Source organism: Streptomyces sp. NPDC058401, from assembly GCF_042722885.1.
Classification (GTDB): Bacteria; Actinomycetota; Actinomycetes; order Streptomycetales; family Streptomycetaceae; genus Streptomyces.
On sequence record NZ_JBHXKA010000001.1, the window covers coordinates 106452 to 130963 of the forward strand.

The 24512-nt window shown below is 69.2% G+C and carries 12 protein-coding genes and 2 pseudogenes; 10 read left to right on the forward strand and 4 right to left on the reverse strand.

Annotation, left to right across the window (positions count from 1 at the left end):
* Window positions 1-13 precede the first annotated feature (13 nt).
* Entirely contained in the window at window positions 14-1576 is a 1563-nt protein-coding gene (locus ACFWNV_RS00375) for a YrhB domain-containing protein (RefSeq protein ID WP_383938088.1), read from the reverse strand.
* Window positions 1577-1603: 27 nt separating this feature from the next.
* Window positions 1604-2623, reverse strand: a complete 1020-nt coding sequence (locus tag ACFWNV_RS00380; RefSeq protein ID WP_383938096.1) for a toxin glutamine deamidase domain-containing protein — start codon at window positions 2621-2623, stop codon at window positions 1604-1606.
* Here ACFWNV_RS00380 and ACFWNV_RS00385 point away from each other — a divergent pair.
* The 9 genes and pseudogenes from ACFWNV_RS00385 to ACFWNV_RS00425 form a co-directional block, all read left to right on the forward strand.
* A pseudogene (locus ACFWNV_RS00385) lies at window positions 2519-3031 on the forward strand (thymidine kinase); the annotation flags it as partial. The gene ACFWNV_RS00380 and the pseudogene ACFWNV_RS00385 sit on opposite strands and share 105 nt — an antisense overlap.
* A gap of 92 nt (window positions 3032-3123) precedes the next feature.
* Complete coding sequence (locus ACFWNV_RS00390) at window positions 3124-3534, forward strand: hypothetical protein (RefSeq protein ID WP_383938100.1); 411 nt, start codon at window positions 3124-3126, stop codon at window positions 3532-3534.
* Entirely contained in the window at window positions 3534-4100 is a 567-nt protein-coding gene (locus ACFWNV_RS00395) for a hypothetical protein (protein ID WP_383938103.1), read from the forward strand. Before ACFWNV_RS00390 ends, ACFWNV_RS00395 begins: the two co-directional genes overlap by 1 nt.
* Window positions 4100-8755 (forward strand): putative T7SS-secreted protein, encoded by a 4656-nt coding sequence (locus ACFWNV_RS00400; protein ID WP_383938106.1) that lies wholly within the window; start codon window positions 4100-4102, stop codon window positions 8753-8755. Before ACFWNV_RS00395 ends, ACFWNV_RS00400 begins: the two co-directional genes overlap by 1 nt.
* The gene (locus ACFWNV_RS00405; RefSeq protein WP_327304152.1) at window positions 8739-9026 is read left to right on the forward strand and encodes a hypothetical protein; all 288 of its coding nucleotides are present in this window, start codon (window positions 8739-8741) and stop codon (window positions 9024-9026) included. Before ACFWNV_RS00400 ends, ACFWNV_RS00405 begins: the two co-directional genes overlap by 17 nt.
* 27 nt (window positions 9027-9053) lie before the next feature.
* A pseudogene (locus ACFWNV_RS00410) lies at window positions 9054-9347 on the forward strand (thymidine kinase); the annotation flags it as partial.
* A gap of 172 nt (window positions 9348-9519) precedes the next feature.
* On the forward strand, window positions 9520-11124 hold the full coding sequence (locus ACFWNV_RS00415; protein ID WP_383938109.1) for a PQQ-binding-like beta-propeller repeat protein: 1605 nt from the start codon (window positions 9520-9522) through the stop codon (window positions 11122-11124).
* A 343-nt stretch (window positions 11125-11467) separates the two neighbouring features.
* Complete coding sequence (locus tag ACFWNV_RS00420) at window positions 11468-12253, forward strand: hypothetical protein (RefSeq protein WP_383938112.1); 786 nt, start codon at window positions 11468-11470, stop codon at window positions 12251-12253.
* Between the two features lie 4 nt (window positions 12254-12257).
* Window positions 12258-12485: a hypothetical protein gene (locus tag ACFWNV_RS00425; protein ID WP_383938115.1), complete on the forward strand. Its 228-nt coding sequence runs from the start codon at window positions 12258-12260 to the stop codon at window positions 12483-12485.
* 335 nt (window positions 12486-12820) lie between these two features.
* Here the strand turns inward: ACFWNV_RS00425 and ACFWNV_RS00430 are convergent, their stop codons facing one another.
* On the reverse strand, window positions 12821-13339 hold the full coding sequence (locus ACFWNV_RS00430; RefSeq protein WP_383938118.1) for a hypothetical protein: 519 nt from the start codon (window positions 13337-13339) through the stop codon (window positions 12821-12823).
* 10 nt (window positions 13340-13349) lie between these two features.
* On the reverse strand, window positions 13350-20747 hold the full coding sequence (locus ACFWNV_RS00435) for a ricin-type beta-trefoil lectin domain protein (RefSeq protein ID WP_383938120.1): 7398 nt from the start codon (window positions 20745-20747) through the stop codon (window positions 13350-13352).
* A 598-nt stretch (window positions 20748-21345) separates the two neighbouring features.
* Here ACFWNV_RS00435 and ACFWNV_RS00440 point away from each other — a divergent pair.
* Window positions 21346-24492 carry a DNRLRE domain-containing protein gene (locus ACFWNV_RS00440; RefSeq protein ID WP_383938123.1) on the forward strand — a complete coding sequence of 1049 codons (3147 nt, stop codon included), beginning with the start codon at window positions 21346-21348 and terminating at the stop codon, window positions 24490-24492.
* Window positions 24493-24512: the final 20 nt, after the last annotated feature.

The window sequence follows — 24512 nt, forward strand, 5'->3', positions numbered from 1 at the left end:
GCACTTGCCGGCGTCAGCGATAGCGGATCACGCGCACGCCGGATTCCCCGAACGTGTCCAGGCTTCGCAGCTCATTGGCCGATCCGTCGATGAGGCCCACATGTCCGGCGTGCGTGTGTAGCCCTGTGAGGAGCAGCCCGGTGGATTCGCGCCCGCGTTCGTCCTGGCGCCGTACCCACACGAGCGCCCGTCCGCCGACCGGTAGTGCGGCGAGGGCCCGTACGGACTCGGAGATGGTCGAGAATTCACTGACCTCCAGGACCGGGCCCAGCTTCGCCATCGTCGGGGCGAACCAGTCGGCGTCCCCGGAGGCGGGTGTCGGACCCATCGCCTCGCCCCGGTTCCAGGCGTCGAGGAACCCCCAGGGGTCGGAGTTGGGCAGCAGGAACGGCTCCTCGGACCCCTTCGGAACCACCACGGCGGCATCGAGCATCGCGTGGCGCCAGTCCCCGCTGCGCAGGGCGGCCGTGGTCTGGCAGGCGAACAGCCACCCGCGGGCCGTCTCGTCTCCGGCGTCGGGCAATACCAGCTCGACGGGATCGGTGTACGTGGACCTGAGCCACTCCTCGCCCTTGATCCGGGCTGCCGCGAGGTCACCAGCGGTCCGAGGAACTCTGGTCTTCACCCGGGCGAAGACCAGCTCACGCAGTCCGACCGTGTCCAGGCGAGCCAGACCCCCGGTCATCCCATCCAGGAACACCACGGTTCCGTTGTTGTTGTGCGCGTACACGAGGTGGCCGCTGACCTCGGTCCCGCGGATCGCCCGCCGCACCCACACCACGCCCTGCGTGCCGGGTCCGGACTTCTCGGCCTGCGCGATCACCTCGTCCCAGTCGGCGCACCGCAGCTGCTCCGCCGTTGGGAAGTAGCGCCGTAGCAGGAGCTGCCACCACCCCGGTGCCTCGTGAGCCGGCTGCCATGGCAGCGGGGACGACGGCCAGCCCGCGATCGCAGCGGCCACCGTGACCACGCAGCCACGTGAATTGAGTCTCAGCGCCTGCCTCTCGGGATCGCGCTCCACCTGGTTCTGCGTGTATTCCGCAGCATCACCCCAAGGATCATCGGCCGCCGGATGGAACGGCACCCCAAGGTCCTTGGGCACCACCACGGAAGCGGCCAGCATCGGGGTCCGTGGATATCCGGGCTGCTCGATCGCCTGACACGCGAACAGCCACGTGCCGGCATCCTCGGCCACCGGTTCGATGCTCGCCAGTTCGACCAGGCCGCGGTAGGTGGTGAGCAGCCATTGCAGGGCCATCTGCCACGGCTCGGCACGCACTGTCCTCGCCAGGCCGCCGGTGTCCCAGCCGCCGTGCCGAACGTAGGCGAAATACTCGTCCAGGGGGAGGTGGGAGGGGGGAAAGCGCACCGGAGAGCCGTCCTTGGGGACCAGGACCATCCTCGTGAGAGGGCCGGCCGCTCCACCGGGGGTGTCGACGCTCTGCTGCGTGTCGTACCTGATGATCCAGGCCAGGTCGTGCTCCTCGCTCAGTTGTGGCTGTACGACGACTGCCCAGGGCTCGTGGGCGAATGCCTGTGCAAGGTAGGGGCGTGCCGCTTCCACGGCCTCGTTCAACGTGAGCATCTCTGGTTCCTGACGGTGCTAGCGATAGGGGACATGAGCGATTTCGCTGACGTTGAATGTCTCCAACCTGGCCAGCGTTCCGGTTTGGCCATCCAGGAAGACCACTCCGTGAGGAGTGTTCACAGCGTTGAAGACGTGGCCCATCCCGCCATGGCGGGAAATGGCGACGACGCTGCGAGAATCTGGCCCGCGTTGTTCCAGGTCCTTGATGATGTCGTCGTAGCTCTGTACGACCTTCTTCGCATCCGGAGTCACCCCGAGCTCCTTGTACGGGATGTCACCCGGTCCGGTCTTCGGTGCGGCTGATACCTCGACTCCGTCCAGCCTTTTGTCGAGAGTCGGCACGTTGTTCGTGCAGTTGTACTGATAGCCGGGTGCGCCGGTGTTGTTCATGTCCTTGAGCCACGGGTACTGATCGTCGATGAACTTCTGAGCCTGCTTCGGGCTGACCGAGTCGGCGTGGATCGAACCGCGCTCCGTGACGCCCTTGACCGGCTGCGCCAGGTGCGACCAGGCCGAGGGCTTCACGGCCGCCGCCTCGGCCAGTCGCACCCCTGCTCGGGCGCTGCCGATGCCCTTGGTGCCGATGAGTTCGGGCACGAGGCGGCCCAGGCCCTCGGACGGATCATCCTTGAAGCTGTCGATCAGAGCACCGGGAATCCGCTCCGGATGCGCTGCCGTGGAGACGAGGCCGGCCAGGGTCATGTTGAGGTTCTGCTGGTACTCGGAAGGGTGGGTCAGGTTGTACGGGTCCATCGGGTTCAGACCACGGGCGAAGTCGAGCAGGCCGGCCGTCCCCTTGACCACGCCGCCGACGAAGTGGTTGAGCTCCACCGCCGTGCTGCCGTACGAGTCGGTGACCCCGGCCAGCGCCCGGTCCGTCGCCGACGGCTCCTTCGGGGCATGCGTCACTGCCACCGCCAGCACCTTGGCCGCGGTTTGCGCGGCCTCGTTGCGCTGTCGGCGGGCCTCGGTTCTGTAGGTGTCGACCTTCGTGGCGTACGCCTCGTGGGCGTCCTTGGCGGCCTTGACCGCCACCTCGTAGAGGTCGATGGCCTGCTGCGCCTGCTGCTGCGCCCACTCCACCGTTTGGCCCGCATCGTGGACGACCTCGACATGGACGTCTTCGCCTTCGGCATCACGACGGACTTCCGCACGAAGCTCTTCCCGGGCTCGCAGCGCCTGATCGAACTGGCCGACCGCCTGGAGCAGCTCCAGGTGGAGGCCCTGTGCTGGTGCGGGGCCCGCGCCACCCACAACGCCCGCACGGTGGGCGGCGCCATGGTCGTCGAGGGCGCCCAGGTGGTGGTCGGTGACGTGAACCGTCCGGCGGAGGAGATCGGCTACGAGGTCCTGTGTCGCCGCCATCACCGCAAGCTGATGACGAGCGCCGCGTCCCAGGCCGGCGCCCTCTCCCCGGACGTACTGCCGGTCAACCACGCCTGACGGGGCGTTCTCAGGGGGCCTGTGGGAACCGCTGGAGTCCCCGATAGCGTGTTGTTCCAGGACGCTGACCGCCACTGGAGGGGATGCAGCCGATGGAGCTGACCGTAGAGATCGCGGCGATACGGGACGGGATGGGTGATCCCGGACGTCTGGTGGGGGAGTTCCGGCGCGCTGCGCTGCTGGTTCCGCTGGCCGAGGGCCCTGACGGCGGTCTGATGTCGGCGGTGTCCGGCGGCATTCGCTGGATCTACGCGTTCACGGACGAGGAGGCCCTCGCCCGGTTCGCGCAGGCGCGTGGTGAGGCGGAGTCCGGCCGGGAGTGGGAGTTCCTCTCGGTGCTGGGTGCGCGGCTGGTGGATGCGGTGGTTCCGCTGGCGGAGGGTCCGGCGGGTGTGGTCGTGAACGTGGCGGACGGCGACGGGTCGATGTTCTTCCCGCCGGTGGTGGGGATCGTTCCGGACGCGAACGCCGTTGACCTGGCCGGTCCCGGGGAGGTCGCCTGATGGCGGGCGACGGGGATCTAGAGGTTTCGCCGGCGGCGGTCAAGAACATTCAGGACGGGCTGCGGGCGGCGGTCGGGGAGCTGCGGGAATCGGGGGATGCGGCCGGCGCCTCGATGGGTGCGGGGTTCGAGAACCTGGCGATGACGGGGATGGAGGCCGGGCACGCGGGTCTGGCCACGGACTTCGAGGACTTCTGCGAGCGCTGGGAGTGGGGCGTGCGGAGTCTGGTGCAGAACGCGAGCACCCTCGCCCAGTCGTTGGGGATCGCGGCGGGGACGGTGTGGGAGGAGGAGCAGTACCTCCAGGGCTCGTTCAAGGTGGTCGCGAACGCGGCCGCGTTCGGCAATCCGCACGCGAGTGAGGACGAGATCGAGCAGAAGGGCTGGGGGGACATCTTTTCCGCGGACGCCTACAAGCCCGATTACAGCCCGGAGTCCTTCGAGAAGAGCGCCGAGGACATGAAGAAGACCTGGTCGGACACCGGGGACCAGCTCACCTCCACCGGGAAGATCGGTTCGCTGAAGGACCTGTTGGAACAGGCGAAGCGTGACGGGGGCGGTCACTGATGGGCTGGCGGGATTTCGTTCCGGACGTCATCGAGGACGGCGTCGAGAAGGGTGCGGAGAAGGTCGGCGACGCGGTCGAGTGGGCCGGTGACAAGACGGCCGACGTCGCCGAGCACGTCGGTCTGGATGACGCCGGGGACTGGATCCGCGACAAGAGCCGCTCTGCCGCAAACCAACTCGGCGCGGATGTTGCCGAGTTGGAGCTTGGGCAAACCGAGGACCCGAACAAGCTGGTCTACGGCAGTGTGTCGAAGATCCGGGCGCAGGTGTCCCATCTGAACGATTTCAAGGCGTCGTTCGACAAGGTCGGCAACGGGCTGAAGGGGATGGGGGAGCCGGACGGGCTCAAGGGCAAGGCGGCGGATTCGTTTCGTGAGTCGGTGGCGAAGGAGCCGCCGCGCTGGTTCAAGGCGGCCGAAGCCTTCGGGAAGGCCGCCGACGCGATGGGCCGGTTCGCGGAGACGGTGGAGTGGGCGCAGGGCCAGGCCAAGGAGGCGCTGGAGGAGTACAACCATGCGAAGAAGGTCTCCACGGACGCCCGCACCGCGCACAACAAGCTGGTCGACACCTACAACGACGCGGTGAGGGCGGAGAAGGACACGCTGCCGCCGCGCCCGTCGGAGGACTTCGCCGACCCGGGCATCGCGCTGGCGACGGCCGCGCAGGACAAGCTCACCAGTGCCCGCAAGCAGCGCAACGACGTGGCGGAGACGGTGCGTACGGCGGTCCGTGCGGCGCGGGACGCGGCTCCGCCGAAGCCTTCGTACGCGAAGCAGCTCGGCGACGGCATGGACTACATGGACCTGGCCAAGACGCACCTGGCGGGCGGTGTCATGAAGGGCACGGCGGGGATCGCGAACTTCGCGCGGGCGCTGAACCCGATGGATCCGTACAACCTGACGCACCCGGCCGAGTACGTGACGAACCTGAATGCGACGGCCGCGGGTCTGGTCACGGCGGCCAACGACCCGCTCGGTGCGGGCAAGCAGATGCTCGACGAGTTCATGAAGGACCCCTCCGAGGGCATCGGCAAGATGATCCCGGAACTCATCGGCTCCAAGGGCCTGGGCGCACTCAAGAAGGGCGCCACGGTCGCCAGGCACGCCGATGACCTGAAGCCCGGCCGCACCCAACTCGGCAAGGACGGCCCCGGCAGTTCCTCGCGCGCCCCCAAGGACAAGACGTGCATCGACGACCCGGTCGACGTCGCGACCGGACGGATGCTTCTGCCACAGACCGACCTGGTCCTGCCGGGCTCGCTGCCGCTGGCCCTCACCCGTACCTTCGAGTCCTCGTACCGGGCCGGCCGCTGGTTCGGGCCCTCCTGGGCCGGCACGCTCGACCAGCGGTTGGAGATCGACGCCGAAGGGGTCGTCCGGATTGGCGAGGACGGCAGCCTGTTGTGCTACCCGCACCCCGCCCCGGGCGTTCCCGTATTGCCCACCCATGGCCGGCGCTGGCCACTGGATCGGATGCCCGAGGGCGAGTTCACGGTCACCGACCCCGACACGGGCCGGGTCTGGCATTACGCCGCCGAGGGCGTCCTGGTTCAGCTCGACGACCGAAACGGTGCCTGGATCGCGTACGAGTACGACGATGACGGCAGCCCGACAGCCGTCAGCCACAGCGGCGGCTACCGGGTGCACGTCACCACCGCCGAGGGCCGGATCACCTCGCTCTCCCTGGGCGACGGCACCAGGATCCTGGACTACGGCTTCGACGACGGCCACCTCACCGAGGTGGTCAATTCCTCGGGGAAGCCGCTCCGGTTCGGCTACGACGATCAGGCCCGAATCACCTCCTGGACCGACACCAACGGCCATCACTTCGATTACGCCTACGACGACCGCGACCGTTGCATCGCCCAGTCGGGCACCAACGGTCACCTCAACGTGCGCTACGTGTACGAGCCGGGTCTCACCCGCGCCACGAACGCACTGGGTCACCTCCGGCGGTACGAGACGAATGAACGGGCGCAGGTGGTGGCCGCGACCGATGCCACCGGTGCGCTGGTCCGCACAGAACGCGACCATTTCAACCGCCTGTTGTCGCACACCGATCCGCTGGGCCGGCGGACCGGACTCTCGTACGACGAGGCAGGCCGGATCACGTCCGTGGTGGGACCGGACGGCCGTAGGTCGACGGCGGAGTACAACAGCCTCGGCCGGCCGGTGCGGATCGTGAACTCCGACGGCACCGTGGTGCGGCAGACCTACGACGAGCGGGGAAACCGCACCTCGGTGACGGGCCCTTCGGGCAGCACCACTCGCTTCGCCTACGACGAGCGCGGGCACATCGCCTCGGTGACCGACGCACTGGGCAATATGACGGCGGTCCGCTGTAACGCGGCGGGACTCCTCGTCGAGACGGTCGATCCTCTGGGCAACCGCACCCGTTGGGAGCACGACGCCTTCGGCCGCACCGCCGCAGTGACGGATCCGTTGGGCCACACCGTCCGCATGGAGTGGAGCGTGGAGGGCCGAATGCTGCGCCGTACGGCCCCGGACGGCGGCTCGGAGTCCTGGACGTACGACGGCGAGGGCAACTGCGTCCGGTTCACCGACGCCGCGGGCGGCACGACCCTCTCCGAGTACGGGGACTTCGACCTGCTCACCGCCCGCACCGGACCGGACGGACTGCGGTACAGCTTCACTCACGACGCCGGGCTGCGGCTCACGGACGTCACCAACCCGCAGGGCCTGACCTGGTCGTACAGCTACGATCCGGCGGGCCGCCTGGTCGCAGAGACGGATTTCGACGCCCGCCGCACCGGCTACGCCTACGATCCGGCGGGTCGCCTCACGGCCCGCACGACGGCCACCGGCGAACGGATCACCTACGCGTACAACGAACTGGGCCAGGTCCTCCGCAAGGAGGCCGCCGGAGCGGTCACGACGTACGAGTACGACGTTTCGGGCCGGCCCGCCCGGATCGTCGGCCCGGACGCAGAGGTCATACGGTTGCGGGACCGGGCCGGACGGCTGATCTCCGAGACGGTCGACGGCCGCACGCTGACGTTCACCCACGACGAGGTGGGGCGTCGGACGGGGCGGACCACCCCCGTGGGGGAGCAGACCGAGTGGACGCACGACGCGGCCGGGCGCCGGACGCGCCTCACCACGGCGGGCCGAACGGTCACCTTCGAACGTGATGCCGCCGGCCGGACCCTGTCACGTTCCCTGGGCGGTGGAGCCTCGCTCTCCCGCACCTTCGACGAAGTGGGCCGCCTCACGGGGCAGCAGCTGATCGGCCACGATGGCCGGGGCCTGCGGCGACGCGGCTACGCCTACCGCGCAGACGGTGCTCTCACGGAGATCGACGACAGCCTGACCGGACCCAGCGCCATCACCCTCGATGCGGCTTCCCGTGTCACGTCGGTGGACGCGGAGAACTGGACCGAGCGGTACTCCTACGACGAGGCGGGCAACCAGACCTCGGCCTCATGGCCGGCCTCACACCCCGGCGGCAAGGCCCAGGGGGACCGGGTGTACGAGGGCACCCGTATCCAGCGCGCCGGATCGGTTCGCTACGAGTACGACGCGGCGGGCCGTGTCACCCTCCGGCAGAAGGCCCGCCTTTCCCGCAAGCCCGACACCTGGCGGTACACGTGGGACTGCGAGGACCGGCTCACCTCGGTGATCACGCCGGACGGCACGACGTGGCAATACGGGTACGACCCGTTGGGGCGTCGCACCTCCAAACAGCGTCTCGCCGGGTCCGGAGAGGTGGTGGAGGAGACCCTGTTCACCTGGGACGGCCCGGTGCTGTGCGAGCAGACCACGATCTCGCCCGACCTGCCGCACCCGGTCACGCTGACCTGGAACCACCAGGGCGCGCACCCGCTGACCCAGACGGAGCGCATCACCACGGGCTCCTCGCAGTCCGAGATCGACACCCGGTTCTTCTCGATCGTCACGGACCTGGTGGGTACTCCGACCGAGCTGGTCGACGAGAGCGGGCAGGTGGCCTGGCACACCCGGGCCACCGTGTGGGGTACGACCACCTGGAACCGGGACGCGACGGCGTACACCCCGCTCCGGTTCCCCGGGCAGTACTTCGACCCCGAGTCAGGCCTCCACTACAACGTCTTGCGGACCTACGACCCGGAGACGGCGCGCTATCTCTCGCCCGATCCGCTGGGTCTCGCCCCGGCAGCCAACCCCGTGGCCTACGTCCACAACCCGCACACCTGGGCCGACCCGCTGGGCCTGACACCGTGTCCCGAGGACGAGCATCTGTTCCGGGGCACCACACGCGGATTCGACGGAAGTCCGGGCGTCCAGGAGCTGACCATCACGCCGACGTCGACAGATCCCGGTGTGGCCACGGTGTTCGCGACCCGGGCGCAGGAGTTCGGCGACGCCGTCGTCCAAGTCGTCCCGCGCAGTTCCCTGGACGGGGTGGAGACCTACCACGGCTACATCCGGCGGGAGGCGGAGGTGCCTGTCGGTCTGTCCCCGGCGGAGGTCACGGCCCGTGCGTCGGCGGAGATTCCGTCCGCGGCTGCCCGCGACATCCTGAGGGATATGGGCGTCCATGTCCCCAGTCGGATCAACCAGGCGGACATGGACCCCCTGCTGGAATACGACGTCCCTAAACTGACACCGGAACAGATCTCGGAATTCGTTCGAAGGGCTCATGAGTATGGCGGCTGACGCCCACCGGCTCCTCATCATCTCGGTCGAGAGCGCAGAAACCTCACGGGCCGTCTGCGTGGTACGGAGCCTGTACGGATCCGCACGCGTCGGGATGCGCTACCAGCTGCCCTCCCCGGCGGACGGAACCGTCGAACTCACGGAGATCGAGTGGTACGGGCATCCTCGGGAGGTGCTGGACGAATCGCACCACGGGAAGGTCTGCCTCGTCGGTTCCGGTGCGGGTGCACTGCGGGCTGAGGAAGCCTTGGCGGTGCGGGAACGGAGCTGAAAGTTGGTGGATGGTCAAGAAGGAAGACGCTGGCGCTCCAGCCCCGGCTCCCAGCGCCTGATCGAGCTCGCGGACCGCCTGGAGCAGCTCCAGGTAGAGGCCCTGTGCTGGTGCGGGGCCCGCGCCACCCACAACGCCCGCACGGTGGGCGGGGAGATGGTGATCGAGGGCGCCCAGGTGGTGGTCGGCGACGTGAACCGTCCGGCGGAGGAGATCGGCTACGAGGTCCTGTGTCGCCGCCATCACCGCAAGCAGATGGCGAGCGCCTCGGCCCAGGCCGGCGCCCTCTCCCCGGACGTCCTCCCCGTCAACCACGCCTGACAGGGTGAGCCCGAACGCGGCGTGCGCGAGGGAGGCGCTGCCGGCTTCGGTGAGCCCGCCCGCACCTGGTGGGGACACGCGCCGGGGAACCAGGGCCGGAACCGGGCACGGTGACGGGAAGTAGCCTAAAAAAGTATCCCGGTTCGGCCGTCCCGCCAGCCACACTGACCGCATGACCCGTCGCGATTTCGACGAACTGCCGGGCCCTGATCGGCAACCGCAGGCAGTCCAGCCGGGCTACGGCTCGGTCTACCGGACGCCACGGCCCGGATCGGGGCCCGCGCCGGGCAATCCGTACGCGCAACCGCCGGTGCAGGCAGCGGACTTCGTGCGCCCGCCCCGCCGCGGCCTGCGGGGAAGGACCGGCGTGCTGGTGGCGGCCCTGCTCGCGGCCCTGCTCGCCCTCGGCGGTGGCTCGTACGTCCTCCTGCGCGACGGCTCCGGCGACGCCGGAGACACCGCCGCCCCCGCCGCTTCCGCGTCCGTGGACCAGGGAGACGGCCGGGGCCCCGGCGGCCCCCCGTTCGTCTTTGACCCCAACGCCGGGATTCAGCCGGGCGAGGGCCGGGTCTGGCTGGTGTCTAACCGGACCGAACTGGGCGGCTCCGGTGCCTCGCAGCACGGCCCCTGGCGGGTGGGGGACGCCGTGATAAAGGCGATGTACAAAGAGGTCACCGCCTACACCGCGACCGACGGCAAGGAGAAGTGGAGGCTTCCCCTCGCCACGCCGCTGTGCGGGGTCCCGGAGAGCCCCGGCCCGAACGGGAAGATCGTCTTCGGGGTCCGCGAGAAGGACAGCACGACCTCCCAGTGCACCCACCTCCAGCAGGTCGACCTCGCCACGGGCCAGGCGGGCTGGAAGCTGGAGATACCGAGGGAGAAGGTCTTCGACCAGGCTTCGGAGTTGCGGCTGGCCATCTCCGGAGACACCGTCGCGGTTGCGCGTGCCGCCGTCGTGAGCGGTTTCTCGGTCACCGACGGGCACAAACTCTTCGGTACGCCGAGCAGCGGCTGCGCCCCCGCGACGGTCGGCGGCGGCGCCGCCAGGCTGATGCTCGTACGCGACTGCTTCGGTCAGGACCCGGCCGACGGGCAGTCGGTGATCGAGGAGATCGACCCGGCGACCGGCGGTGCCAAGTGGAGCCACCGGTTCGCGAAGGGCTCGAACCCCGGCCAGATCCTGTCCGTGGACCCGCTCGTCGTCAGCACCTACAACAAGCAGGAGAAGGTCTGGAGCATCACGGCCTTCGCCGCCGACGGCGCGGTCCGCTCGCAGGCCAATTCCGCCTTCGGGGTCGGCAAGCGGTGCAACGGCTGGGGCAACGGCAGCGGCGACCTGCACGACTGCAACGCGGCGGTGGCCGACGCGGACACCCTCTACATCGCGGGCGGCACACCCGACGCCACGTACCCGCTGGACGTCCAGAAGACCGACGAGGTGATCGCGGTCGACCTCAACACCGGTCAGGTGAAGTGGCGCACGACGGGCCCCGACGGCCGCGTCATGTTCCCGCTGGCCATCGAGGAGGGGAAGGTCGTCGTCTACGTCGACACGGACAAGGGCCTGTCCGCGGCGATGGCCGTCATCCCGACGGGCGGAGGCCCGCCCCGGATATTCCTGCAGAGCCCGAAGATCGCCAAGGGGCCCGAATCCGTCTTCTCCACCTCCAGCGTCCGGCTGGCCTGGGTCGAGGGACGCGTCTTCCTGCTCAACGGGTCCGTACGCAGCCCGGAGCCGAAGAAGGTGGACCACTCCCTGCTGTCCTTCGGGAAGTAGGTCGCGGGATCCCGGCGGGAAGGGTGGCCGAATCCGCGCCCTCCCCGCTCCCGAAGCGTGACGGGCGGCGGCCACCGTCCTATTGTTGCGCGCCATGTGGCCAGGACAGCAGACGCCCGATGGGGACCAGAGCAGGCAGAACCCGGGGCAAAACCCTTACCGGCAGCCGGTTCCCGGACAGGAGGGCGTCCAGACCGGCCCCTACGCGCCCGGCGCATTCGGCCAACCCTGGCCGGGTGCCACGGCCGGTACGCACCAGCGGTACCCGTCCGGCGCGCCGACTCCGCCTCCCGGACCGGCGCCGCGTTCCGCGCCCCGGCGCAAGGCCGTCGTGGCGATATCGGTGACGGTGGCTGCGGGGGTGGCCGTCGCGGTGACCGCCGCGGTCCTTTTCCGGGACGGCGACAGGGCGGACGGTGCCGGGGGGCCGGCTTCCCCCGCACCTGCCTCCGGTTCCCCGTCCGGCTCCGCGTCCTCGGGCGCCCCGGGCACCGTGAAGTCGACGGTCAAGGGCTGGAAGGTCGTGGTGAATCCGGCGCACGGCACCGCTTTCGACGTACCGCCGGACTGGGAAGTCCTGGAGCCGCAGATCTTCAGCGGCTTCTCGGACGACAAGGACTCCGACAAGCCGGTGATCGGGCACACCGCGCCCGCCTTCTTCAAGAAGAAGTGGTGCAGTCTGGATGCCAACGGCGACGGCTACGTCGATGACATCGCGCTCGCGTCGACCGGTACCAAGGGTGCCGACGGCGCGAGGACCACCGACGAGGTCGCCGAGAAGACGGCGACGTCCTGGGCGTACTCCGCGTTCGCGTCCCCGGACAAGGAGGTCGTCAAGTGGGACAAGCCGGTGGCCTACACAACCAAGGCCGGGGTCAAGGGGAGTTACGTGAAGGCCCGCACCGAGGGCGCCAAGAAGGACCACAAGTGCGCGGGGGACGGCTGGGCGATCGCCTTCGGCTTCAAGAATTCCAAGGGCGACTTCGTCGCCTGGGACTTCTACGGCCGGTCGGGCGTCCCGGGAGCCGTCCGCGACGACCTGGTCATGCGCATCCTCAGCACGGTCCGCCTCTCCGGCGATCCGGTCCAGGACCCCCTCCGCCAAGAGACCTCCCCTTCGTCTCCGTGAGCTCATGGAACTGACCGTGGAGATCGCGGCGATACGGGACGGGTCGGGCGATCCGGCACGCCTGCTGGGGGAGTTCCGGCGGGCCGTGCTGCTGGTTCCGCTGGCCGAGGGTCCGGCCGGTGTGGCCGTGAACGTCGCGGACGGCGACGGGTCGATGTTCTTCCCGCCGGTGGCGGGGATCGTCCCGGATGCGAACGCGGTGGATCCGGTCGGTCGTGGGGAGGTGGCCTGATGGCGGGCGACGGGGATCTAGAGGTTTCGCCGGCGGCGGTCAAGAACATTCAGGACGGGCGACGCCGCCGACAACATCGTGTCCGAGACCGACTTCGACGGCCGCACCCTCGCCTACCGGCTGGCCGCCGCGGGCCGGCCGGCCGCCCGGGTCGACGCGCTCGGCGGGACCATCGCGTACGAGCGTGACCGGCTCGGCCGGCCCGTCCGCAAGGACGTCGACGGCCAGGTGACCATGGCCCGGCTCGCCCCGGTCCCGGCCGTCGCGTTCATGAGCGGAAAACGCGAGAGGGTGGTTTCCCGGATTCTCCCGGGAAACCACCCTCTCGTCTTGCGTCAGATCTCCTCGGACCTCAGGTCCCAGGGGAGGCGGTCGCCCGCCGCCGCCTGGACCGCGCGGAGCCGGTCCAGATCTTCGTCGATCAGCATGAGCGTCTCGAACGCGTAGGCCGCACCGGCGAGCGACGTGCCTTGGACGACCTCGCCGTACAGGAGCCACAACCCCTGCTCGGCTGCCGCGACGCAGTCCGCCGCCACGCTGCTCTCGGAATCGACGGCCGGACCGAGGATCCGGAGCACCCACCCCAGCGTTTCCCGCCGGGCGGGCTCCGACAGGGGCCCCGTCAAGGCGGCGTAGGCCACCGGGACGAAGGCTGCGGACACGGGCACCAGGTCGTCGGCCGCGCTCATCACATGGCCGTACAGCGCGGTGACGAACCCCTCACCCCGGCCGTGGTCCTCGTCGAGTGCGACGAGTTCCCTGATCATGCCCGGGAGGTGCGCGGCATTGTCACCGCAGCCGCACTCCATGAGCTCCCAGTCGAACTTCTCCAGTTCGAGCTCGAAGAGATTCACTGCCGCTTTTCTACCTTCCCCATGGCCCGCCCTTTTCGGCGGAGATTCCCGGCACGAAGTTGTCGAGGCTGGGATAGTCCGCCTGACACCTGACACACACCGGTTTGACTTCGGTCGCCCAGTTCCGCTGGGCGTCCCGGACCACCGTATACGCATGGGTGAAGATCACTTCATCCGGATTCCCGCCCAGGGCGAGCAGGGCGTTGCCCTCCGCGCAATAGCCTCCGCCGGAGGAGGCGAGCACCGTGTCGCCGGTTCGGGTGTTGATCGCACCGACGTACGTACGGCTCCTCGTCTTGGAGCTGGAGGCGAACAGGGCGAAGGTCGGAACACGGCTGGAGACCTCTTCGAGGCGTTCGGCCTGGTTCCAGTTCGCCGGCGCCCGGTCCACCTCGACGACCGGTGCACGCGGGGTGCCACCGCCGCCGCTGTCGCGCGAGCTGGGCACCTTGCCGGAGCCGCCGCCACCGCTGGAGCCTCCGTTGCTGCGGGAGGACCCGCCGGAGCTGCCTCCGGGCTTGCCTCCGCCGCTGCCGGCCTTGCTGCCGCCGGAGCCCTTGCCGGCACCCGCGGAACCGGCCGAGGAGGCCTTCGGGTTTGCCTTGGCCTGAGCCTGCTTCTGGACGGGGCTGCCGGTTTTCTTCGTGGCGGCCCTTGCCTTGTCGGCTGTTCTCTTGGCTTGTTCGTCAGCCTTTTTCTTTGCTGCCTGGGCCGCCTTCTTGGCTTTCTCGATGGCGGCCTTCTTGGCGTTCAATGCTGCCGCCTCGGCGGCCTTGGCGGCTCTGAGGACGGCCTCTGCGGCCTTCTTGGCCGCCTTGAACGCCTGAATGGCGTCGATGGTGCGGTTGACGGCCTTGATGACCGACGGGATCTTGCCCAGCTTGGTCCACGGGATCGCCCCGATGATCAGGCTGCCGCAGGACCACATGTCACCGCCGAAGCACGCCATCGCATCGTTGATGCCGATGAAGTCCTTCAGGGCCGACCACGCCACGGCCAGGACGACCGAGGACAGGGACTTGCCCTGCATCGCCTCGGCCTGCGCCACCTGCGCCGCCGACAGTCCGGCGCCCGCGAGGGCCGCGGCCCGTTCGGAGGCGTTGAGCGAGATCGACAGGCCCGACGGGTCCGAGAACGTCACCGGGTTGTTGTGGGCGTACGTGTACCCGTTGGACTGGAGCGGGTCGTTCAGGTCCAGCACCGGGTCGTCCGACAGGAATCGTCCGACCACCGGGTCGTACAGACGGGCACCCAGCGGCTGGAACCCGGACGTGTCGTTCCTCGACTGTCCCAGGAAGCCCTGGTGCGTCTGGAGGTTCTGTCCCGCGCTGCCGGCGGCGCGCTGGTTGCCGTACGGGTCCTGCTTGCGCACCCGTACGGCCATGCCGGCGCCGAGGACGGTCTCGGTGTAGGCACTGCCCTGGTGGTCCATGGTGACCGCGACCAGCGCATCACCACCGGTGCCGTTGGCGTAGCGCATGACCGCGCCGCCGGGAGAGGCGTAGGTGCGCTCGGTGCGGACCAGGGTGCCGCCCTGCTGGACGGTGACCTCGGTCTCGCCCAGGTGGAGCGTGGCCTGCTTGCCCTGGATGGTCAGCAGGCGCGCCCCGTCGGGGCCGTAGATGTGACGGGTGTCGTTCTGCGGCAGCCACTGCTGGGCGGCCTGGGCCGCGTCGCACGCGGCGAGCACGACCGGAGTCGAGTTCGCGTTGGTGGCGCCCTGCACCGCGAGGCACAGTCCGGAGGCGACATGGGTCAGCTGACCCGAGGCGTTGCGCTTCAGCTGCTGGGCGGCGGTTCCGTCGCACTTGTTCAGCTGCGCGGCCGAGCCCGCCGTGTTCGCCGCCGGCTGGAGGCACCAGGTGTCGTACACCGACAGCGTGCCCAGGTTGGCGTCCGCCTGACCCGGTACCGGAGCGAAGCGCCAGGACTGGGCCACGGTGCCGTTGCAGGCGTAGAGCTGGATGGCGCTGCCGGCGGCCGCGAGGCCGGACCTCAGGTCGAGGCACTTCTGGCCCAGGCCCACGTAGGGGGTCTTGCCGCCGCTGCCCTGACCCGTGATCCTGTCGATCTGGCCGTCATAGGTCCAGGACAGGTCCTGCTTCTCGCCGTTCTGGGCCGAGGTGACGGACTTGGTCTCACCGGTCAGCTCGTAGAGACGCTGCGCCTCGGTCGTCACCTGCGCGCCCGCGGGGGTGGTGGACTTCTTGGTCACCTTCGCGAGCGTGTGCGGCTGGTCCTTGGCCGCGTTCTTGCCGTATTCGTACGTGCTGACGGCGTCCTTGCCGGCGTCACCGGCGAGGTCCTTCTCGGTCAGCTTGGTGCGGTTGCCGAGGAGGTCGTACTCGTACTCCTGCCAGTAGCCGGAGTTGTCCTTGCCGGCGGCGACGTTCAGGCTGCCGTCGGTGTTCTTCGGGGTCGTGCAGTTGGCCTGTTCCCTCGAGGTCCAGGCGGACTTCAGCTGACCGAGGGGGTCGTAGGCGAAGCACTGACGCTCCTCGATCCCGACGGACTTCTCCTGGATCGAGGTGACGTTGCCGGACGGGTCGTAGGTGTATCCGCGGTTCGAGACCAGGTTGCCGCCGACCAGGGTGCCGGTGTTCTGCTCCCGGTAGACCGACTGCTCGGTGAGCGCGCCGCTCGACTCGTCGTAGGAGTTCTGCGCCCACACCCGGTAGGGCTGGGAGCCCAGGGTCGAGCGGAGCACCTGGCCGTACGGCGAGTAGACGGTCTCCGAGCCGTACCAGTCCTTGCCCGAGACGGAGACGGGCAGGCCGCGGTCGTTGTAGCGGACGACCATCTTCTCGGCGTCGAACTTGCCCGCGGCGGGCAGCGTCGCCTCCTGCAACAGGCCCTGGTCGGTGTACTCGTAGGAGTACGTGTAGCTGGCCGGCAGGCCCCAGGTCGACGCGAGGGACGCGGGCAGGTTCAGCGTGGTCGAGCTCGGCTCGTAGTCCTTCGTGTAGCCGTTGATCTTCTGCGTGTACGCGAGACCGTCGGTGTAGCGCGTGGCGGTGGCGGGCAGGCCCTTGCCGCCGGCGACGGTGTCGTAGGTGAACTCGGCGACCGTGGTTCCGGCGGATCCGTCGAGCTTCTGGATCTTGGGTCGCGACAGCTCGTCGTAGCCGTTCCAGACGGTGACGCCGCGGGCGTTGGTCACGGTGAGCGGCCGGCCGCGGTGGTCGTAGGTGGTCCGGGTGGTGCCCGAGTCCGGGTCCGTCGCCGACTCGACGCGGCCGCGGCGGTCGTACGTCCAGGTCCACGGGTGGGTGGGGTCCTGCGAGGCGGTCGCCTTGGACAGCAGGCCGGCCCCGTTGTACTCGTACGAGTTCGAGGTGAGGCCGCCGGGAGCGGCCGGATTGAAGGTTTCGACCCGGGAGCTACGGCCCTGTGCGTCGGTGAAGACGCGGTAGGAGGAGGAGCCTTCGGGGTTCACGACCTTGGACCAGTCCTGGCCGTACTCGTAGCGGGTGGCCCGCTCCGGGTAGGCCTTGGACGACGTCTCCTTGGTGACCGGGTCCACGTACTTCATGTACGGGGTCTCCGCCACCACGCGGCCCAGGCCGTCGTAGGTGTAGCGGGTGATGTTGGGTATCGCGGTGTCGGCCAGCGGCTTGAACAGCTCGCCGATCTTCGCTTCCTTGGTCAGGTAGGAGTTGTTGGTCTGCCACACCTCGCCGGAGCTGTTGTACAGGGTGTCGGTGACGAGGTAGCCGTCACCGCTCTCCGGCTCCTCCATCGACTGGCGCTCGCGGCCGAGGCCGTCGTAGAGCGTCACCGAGGTCTCGATCCGGTCCTCGTGACCGCGTGCGTGGGTGGTGACGAACGGAGGCTTGCGGATCTTGAGCGTCGGGTCGTTCGGGTCGGGCTCCTCGGCCGGGATGGTGTACTCGGCCCGGAAGTCCGGAACGGCGCCGGCGCCCGGCGTGCGGCCGGGGGCCCAGCCCTCCGAGAGACGGCCCAGGGGGTCGTACTTCGCCTGGCTGCTTGCGCCGTTCGGGTCCGTGGTCTTCACGGAGACACCGCGGCCCGGATCCAGTTCCTGGACCGTGAGATGACCGAGCGGATTGGTCTCCGAGACCTTGAACGCCTGCCCGGTGGGCGGGTCGAAGGCGATGGTCGTGACCTTCTGGTCGGCGTCCGTACGCCGGACCACGCGGCCGATGGCGTCGAAGCCGGACGTGCCGTCGGTCTCGAAGCCCGTTCCGTCGCCCTTCAGGGACCAGGTCTCGGTCGGCAGGGACCGGGTCGTGGCGCCGAGCTCGCTCTGTGCGGCATCGAAGCCCTGGCCGTCATAGGCGACGCGCGAGCCGCCCGTCAGGGTCTTCAGGTCGGCGAAGTCCGCCGCCGCGCAGGACGTCGGGGACGTCAGTGCCTGCTTGGTGATCCCGATGAGGTTCTTGGCCGTGTTGTTCAGGTACTCGAACCTGGTGCACGTCTCGTCACCGGTCTTTCCGGTGTCGCCGAACGACTCGACCAACGTCGGAAGACCGTTGGCGGCCTCGTACGTCGTCTTCGTCCGCAGGAGGCGCTCGGTACGGGTGTCGCCCGGGTTGGTGCCCGAGGACTTCGTGTACGCGACCTCCTCCGGCTCCGTGACCCGCCAGGCTTTCAGCGGGTCCAGGCCGTCGTCGCGGTTGCGCTTGGCGAGTTCGGTGGCCTCGGGGACGGTGATGCTCCGGGTCAGCCAGGCGGTGTCGGCATCCGTCGCGTAGGTGTAGGTGAGCTCTTCGGAGACGCGGCCGGCGAAGGCCTCGCGGTCGTAGACCGTGGAGCCGTCCGAGGACTTGATCGCGTTTCCGTGGACGTCCTTGACCGGGACGCCGTCGCCCATGCCGCGGAAGTAGCGGGTGACGGACTTGGAGGGCTTGCTGCCGATCGCGGAGTCTTCGACGCCGGTGATGACGGTGGTCTGTTCGGCGCCCGCGAACTGCGAGTACGTCCGGGTCGACTTCTTGGTGAACTCGGAATCGGAGAGCTTCCAGGCCGGGCTCTTGTACGCGTAGGCCGTCTTGGTGGGGTACGCGCCGTCGACGTTCGGGAGTTCCTCGATGGACTCGACCACGTACTTGTGGAACCAGTCGATGTCCTCGACTTCGGGGTCCGGGTTCCAGAACGACGGGTAGCAGAGGCGGTCGTTCGCCTTCAGCGCCGCCGTGTCCTGCTTGCCGGGGAGCCGGCCGCTCAGGCAGTCGCCCTCGATGGGCTTGTACGTGACGACGGTGTCGCCGCCGTACTCGTTGGTGACGCGCGCGATGCGCAGCCGGGAGAAGCCCGGGCGCTGCGGGTTGATCGCCTTGACGCGGTTCGGCATGTCCTCGGAGTTGGACTCGAACCGGACCGGGTTGAGGGAGACGCTCGCGTCGGTGGAGCCGTTGCGGGCGTAACCGGTGCGCTGGATGGACTCCAGCCACAGGGCGGTGTTCGGACCGGTCTTCAGCTCGGCGAAGCTCTGCTTCAGCTGGTAGACATCCACGACCTGGCGGGCGGTGGTGTCGGTCCGGCGCTGGGCCGAGGTCGTGATCTTGTCGAGGCGCTTGCGGGTCCAGAAGGTCGGACCGGCGTTCCAGCACTTCTTGCCGGCTTCACAGCGCAGGTCGGCCGGGGTGTCGAACCAGGGCCGGTACTGGCCGGGGTCCTTCGACTTGAAGTTGTCCTCGGTGCAGGCGACGCTGCCGACGGTGTAGCAGCGCTCGGCGACGCTGAAGCCGATGCGCGCCGGGGCCTCGGCGCTGAAGATGGTGTCGCGGCGCTGGCCGTAGTCGATGCGGGACAGGTAGCCGTCGCGGTCGTAGACGACCGGGTCCTTGAAGTTGAAGTTGCGGGCGTAGTAGTTCTGGTCCTTCTTCCACCACATCGTCATGGCGTTGCCGTGGACGTCCTCGACGTAGTCGAGGTTCCAGCGCCAGCCCTGGGTGCAGTAGGAGTTCTTCCAGTCGCCCGCCTTGTAGCAGTCCTCGCCGGCGTGGTTGCCGTAGACCGGGACCGTGAGGACGGAGTCCGTGGTCGGGTCGTCGGCGGCGGAGCCGTTGTCGGACCAGCCGGGCAGCTTGTTGAGGCCGAAGTGGTAACGGGTGCCGTCCTTGGCGGTGACGACCCAGTACTCACCGTCCTTGGCGCCGTTGCCGGTGGCCTGGCCGGTGACCCGCTCGATCTTCGAGCCGTCGCCGTTGGCGGTGAACCACTTGCCCTTGGCCTCGTCCCAGACCAGTTCGGTGGTCGTGCCGCCGAGGGAGAGGGTGGCGTTGTCGGAGCCCCAGCAGAGGTCCGCGGTGCGGTGGCCGGCGTTGTTGGAGCCGGCCTTCTTGGAGTCCTGGCGGCAGTTGGCGTACGTACGGGTGATGGAGCCCGCGTTGTAGTCCCAGCCGTCACCGATCCAGGAGGCCTGGTTGTTCGTCGAGCTGGTGCGCCCGTCCACGGACTGGGAGGAGTACGACAGTCCGACCTTCGGCATCAGGCCGCCGGCCGTCTCCGGGGTCTGCACCTTGTACGAGTACGTGAAGGCGCCCGAGGAGGAGCCGGACGACCAGGAACCGGAGGACAGCAGCGGGGAGGCGGTGAAGTCGCCCTGCACGGAGGAGCCGGTGTCGAGCATGCCGACGGCGGAACCGCCGGCGGCGTTGGCGGCGGGCTGAATGCCGTCGCGCAGCATCGCCTGGCGGGCGCCCGCGGTGAAGCCCTCGCCGACCAGGCCGGACACCGGCACGTTGCCGGTGATGATCTTGCGGGTGGGGGCGTCCTTGGCGGCGGTGGTCCGGGTCGGTGCTTCCTTCGCCGGGACCGTCTCCACCGTGGAGCTCAGGCGCTTGAAGGTGTCCGGGTCGGGCTTGACCGACATGGTCTGGACGCCGCTGCCCTCGGCGCACTCGCCCGCGTTCGGGTTGGAGTACACGCACTCGGGCAGCAGCATCAGGCCGAAGCGGTCGGCGGCCTGCGGCCCGTAGAGGTCGGCGAAGCCGGTGGTGTCGACGGTGAGGGACACCTCGGCGGCCGGGTCGGCGGTGGCGGGCGGGGTCACCTTCATGACCAGACCCGACACACCCGCTTCCTGCGAGGCGGACGGCGGGGCGAGGTCGACCTTCCAGTCACCCGCGACGGTGGCCGGGTCGGTGCCCTCGGGCACTCCGAGGGCGATCGGCAGTCCATTGCTTACGGGAACGCTTGTGCCCGGTAGCGTAGTTGCCGTCAGTGCGGCATTGCCGGTGCCCGCGGCCCACGCGGTGGTGGCCTTCGGGTCGTAGGGGTCGACCGGCACCTCGGGCGCCGTGGTCAGCCGCTTCTCCGCCTGACCGTCACCTTCGAGCTCCGCGCTCTTGGGGAGGTCCGGGAGGTCGACCGTCGTGGTCGACGCCTCGCGGTTCATGCCCGGACCGGGGGCGGCGAGCGCCTCCCCTCCCAGGCTTGTCACGGTCAGTACCGAGGACAGCAAAATGACGGTGGCCGCGCGGCTTCGCCGCCGGTGCCGTCGTTGAGACTCCGTCATGGCCGGGCGTCCCCGCCCCAGCCATGACAACGGACCTGCAGCACGCATGCGCGTCTACTCCCACCCTGACAATTCAGACAACAAGAGAGGTGCGGAAACACCAAAACGCACGCACCTGGCCCAGGCGCGTGCGTGCGCACTCTCTGTCATGAACGCCACGGAAGGCAAGGAGGCTTCCTTGCGTTCGCGCATCAGCAAAGTGACGTGCCCCACGCGTCATTTCGACTCGGATGATCATTGATGATGATCATTCGGAAACATGCAGCGCTCCGGACATAGGCGACTTTCGTGCATCCCAGAACGCCCAATACCGTCCCGAACGGCGGTTGGGCGGGGGTGGATTCCTCACGAAGTAACGGTCCAATGAAGATCCGGAATGTAGACGGCCGGTTGGCGGTGTGTGATCGTGTGTCCGCTCTCTGCCCCGCGGTCTTCCGTCTGGGGCTGGTTGTGCTGTCCTCAATCCATCCGGTTCCACGCGGGAGTAGACACCGTGTCCGCGCTGCCATTTCTCAGCCCCTTCGTGCGCACGCGCACACGGCTGTCCCTGACCATCGGCCTCGTGCTGGCCGCCCTCACCGCTGCCCTCCTGTTCTGGTGGCAGCCCGATTCCACGTCCCCGACCGCCGGCGGCAAGGCCGCCGACGCCGCACCGGCCGCCACCGGGCCGGTCGACGAGGCCGCCGCCGTGAACAAGGCCGTCAGCAGCGGCGAACAGGTCCTCGTCGAGACCGCCACCACGGCCACCACGCAGACCTGGGCCCTGCCCGACGGGCAGTTCCGCACCCGGACGCACGCCCTTCCGCAGCGCGCGAAGAACGCGGCGGGCGAGTGGGCGCCGATCGACAACACCCTCCGCAGCTCCGAGAAGGCGCCGCGCGGGCTCGGTGTCTCCCCTGCCAACGCCGCCCTGCCGGTGCGCTTCGCGAGCGGCGAGGCAGCGAAGGACCGCGCGGACCGCTCGTTCGCCCGCGCCGAAACGCCGGGTGAACAGCTGCTCGCCGAGGTGGAGTTCGACGGTCACACCATCGCCTACACCTGGCCGGGCGCCCCGCTGCCCGTGCCGGTGCTCGACGGCCCGCGCGCCCTCTACTCCGACGTGCTGCCCGGCGTGGACCTGCTGCTCGTGGCGCGCGAGGAGGGCGGTTTCGCCCAGGTCCTCATCGTGAAGACCCCCGAGGCCGCCGCGAACAAGGCCCTCGCGCGGGTCGGTTACGGGCTTCGCTCGGCGACCGCCACGTTCCAGCACGACCCCGGCAGCAACCGGGTGCAGGTCCTCGACAAGAACGGCGCGGAACTCGGTTCCATACCCACCCCCTTCACCTGGGACTCCAGCGGCCGCGACCCCGAGCTTCCCGAGGGGACCGCCTCCCGGACCGCCGCCACCACCCCCGCGGAGGTCCTCAAGCTGTCGGGCCTCTCCGGCATCGAGCCCGGAGCGAAGTCCGCGCAGCTCCCGATCACCGTGGAGGGCGACAAGACCGGGACCGCCCGCCTCTCGCTGGACCTCGCCGGGTCCGGGCTGCTCGCCGCCCAGGGCCTGAAGTTCCCGCTCTTCGTCGACCCGACGATGAACTCGGGCTGGCAGGCGTGGACCACCGCCTACCGTCCGTACCCGAGCTCGAGCTTCTACAACGGCACCAACTTCTCCTCCGGCACCTCCGACGCCCGCGTGGGCTACGAGTCCGACACCGGCGGTCTGGGGCGCTCGTTCTGGCGGATGGGCTTCGACCCGAAGATGAAGGGCGCCACGGTCACCAAGGCCACCTTCAAGGTGCAGAACAACCACTCCTGGTCCTGCACCGCCCGCGAATTCAAGTTCTACCTGACCGGCTCCATCTCCTCGGGCACGACGTGGAACTCGCAGCCCTCGTGGGCGACGGAGTTGCAGAAGAAGTCCTTCGCGCACGGCTGGTCGACCTCCTGCCCCGACGATTACGAGGCGTTCAACAGCTCCGGCGTCGTCGCGGCCGCCCAGAAGGGCGCGGACAACGGCTGGTCGAACATCACCTTCGGGCTCCGCGCGACCTCCGAGGGGGACACCCAGACCTGGCGCAAGTTCCGCGCCACCTCCGCCACGTTCGAGGTGGACTACAACCGCCCGCCGTCCGAGCCGACCGCGGGCACCTCGTCCCCCGGCGGCGCCTGCGTGCCCGGTCCGGGCGGGGGCGTGACCGTCGGCAAGACCAACGTCGTCCTCAAGGCCACGGCCAAGGACGGCGACGGCAACCTCTCCAAGGTCCGCTTCCGCTTCTGGAAGACCGGCGACCCCGTCCCGGCCGGCACCCTCGTCTCCGCCCCCGCGGCCGGCGGCACCGTGTCCCTGACGATCCCGGCGACCTTCCCGCTCACCGACAAGACCACGTACTCCTGGGACGTCATGGCCCAGGACGCCGTCGGCGCCACCTCGACCAACTACCCGCCGGGCACCGAGCCCTGCCGGATCACCGTCGACGCCTCCGCTCCGCCGCCGCCCACCGTGGACGAGGACACCACCCCGTTCAAGCGGGCCACCTCCGACGGCACCACCTGGGCGACCGTCAAGTTCGGCAGCACCGGACCGATGACCTTCGCCTCCGAGGGTGCCGCGAAGTTCCGCTACGGCTGGGAGGGTCTCGCCTACACCGATGTCACGGCGGTCAACGGCTCGTTCACGGCCCCCGCGCTGAAGCCCCCGCACGCCGGACCGAACTGGCTGCACATCTTCTCGCTGGACTCGCTCGGCAACGTCAGTGCGCGCACCGACTACGGCACCTACGTCCCGCCGCGGGACACCGCGGACGGCCCGGGTGACGTCGGTGGCGACGGCATCACCGACCTGATGATCATCGATGCCAACGGCAGCCTGCTCTCCTACCCGGGCAGCCCGGACGGCGAGCTGTACGGCGGCCTGACCGGCTCGTACACCAAGGGCACCGACGGCAAGCCCGTCCTGGGGCCGAAGGCCCCCTGGTGGAACGGCACCAAGGCCGCGCTGATCTCCCACTACGCGGACGTCTACCCCGGCGACGGCACCACCGACCTGTTCGCCGTGGACCCGGACGGAACCTTCTACCTCTACCCCGGTGACGGCTACGGCTCGTTCGACGTGGGCGAGCGGCTCAAGATCCGCCTCCCGTCGAACGCGCCCGCCCCCAGCACCTGGGTGTCGATGAAGGCCGTCGGTGACATCACCGGCGACAAGATGACCGACGTCGCCGTGAAGGTCGGCACCCAGTTCTGGCTGCTCTCCGGCTACACCGGAGCCACCTTCCAGAGCGCGACCCTGATGGAGGGCTCCGCCTGGGGGCCCCGCGAGATCGTCAACATCGCCGACATCGACCTCGACAACACGCCCGACCTGCTGTGGCGCAGCCTGGACTCCGGGACCATCTACATCCGGCACGGCAAGCCCGGCTCCACCGCGGGCAGCGTGGACATCGACTCGCTGAAGGTCGCGGCCAACTCCCGCGAGGGTGCCGACGCCTCGTACGGCACCAGCTGGACGACGGAGAACATCTCGGCGATCGTCGCCATCCCGGACGTCAACGGAGACCGGATCCCCGACCTGTGGGTCCGCTTCGCCGCAGACGGGAACATCAAGATCTACCACCCGTCAACGACCAACACGAACGCCCCCGTCAAGACGGTGCTCGCGGTGGACTGGCGCGGCATCAAGTCCTTCGGCTGACGTCGCCGCCCCTGCGACAG

Coding starts and splice junctions, on each gene's coding strand:
- ACFWNV_RS00425 (WP_383938115.1), top strand. CDS start 12,258: ATGGAACTGACCGTGGAGATCGCGGCGATACGGGACGGGTCGGGCGAT.
- ACFWNV_RS00395 (WP_383938103.1), top strand. CDS start 3,534: ATGGCGGGCGACGGGGATCTAGAGGTTTCGCCGGCGGCGGTCAAGAAC.
- ACFWNV_RS00415 (WP_383938109.1), top strand. CDS start 9,520: ATGACCCGTCGCGATTTCGACGAACTGCCGGGCCCTGATCGGCAACCG.
- ACFWNV_RS00405 (WP_327304152.1), top strand. CDS start 8,739: ATGAGTATGGCGGCTGACGCCCACCGGCTCCTCATCATCTCGGTCGAG.
- ACFWNV_RS00390 (WP_383938100.1), top strand. CDS start 3,124: ATGGAGCTGACCGTAGAGATCGCGGCGATACGGGACGGGATGGGTGAT.
- ACFWNV_RS00400 (WP_383938106.1), top strand. CDS start 4,100: ATGGGCTGGCGGGATTTCGTTCCGGACGTCATCGAGGACGGCGTCGAG.